Genomic DNA, 519 nt, shown 5'->3' on the forward strand with positions numbered 1-519 from the left:
ACGCTGTCGGGCCGCGATGAGAAGATGCTGATCAAGCTGGTGGTCGATGGCGCGTCCCGCAAAGTGCTCGGCGCCCATATATTGGGGCCGGATGCAGGCGAAATGGCGCAGCTGCTCGGCATTCCGCTGAAGGCCGGACTGACAAAGGATGATTTCGACCGCACAATGGCCGTGCACCCGACCGCGGCGGAAGAACTCGTCACCATGTACAAGCCGACCTACCGCGTGAAGGACGGCCAGCGCATCTAGCCTTTCGTCTGTTTCCAGCGCCTGCCGTAGAGGGAGCTCGATGTCCGCCACCACCAATTCCACACCGCTTGATCATGGGTTCGGCGGCCGTGTCGACCAGGTCATCGACACGGCCGTCGAGGAGGGGCGCATTGTCGGCGCCGTGATTCTTGTCGCCCAGCGCGGTGAAATCCTATACAGCCGCGCCGCCGGCCTTGCCGACCGCGAAGCGAAGAAACCGATGACGCCGGACGCGATCTTCCGGTTGGCGTCGGTCACCAAACCTGTCGT

At 63.2% G+C, this 519-nt stretch carries 1 protein-coding gene and 1 pseudogene; both read left to right on the forward strand.

Going from position 1 to position 519, the window contains the following annotated elements:
• Nucleotides 1-249, forward strand: a pseudogene (locus AC1DX0_RS37075) (glutathione-disulfide reductase); the annotation flags it as partial.
• Nucleotides 250-289: 40 nt separating this feature from the next.
• A partial coding sequence (locus AC1DX0_RS37080; protein WP_477359687.1) for a serine hydrolase occupies nucleotides 290-519 on the forward strand: 230 nt, incomplete at its 3' end.

Source organism: Mesorhizobium sp. P3_A9 (assembly GCF_056402975.1).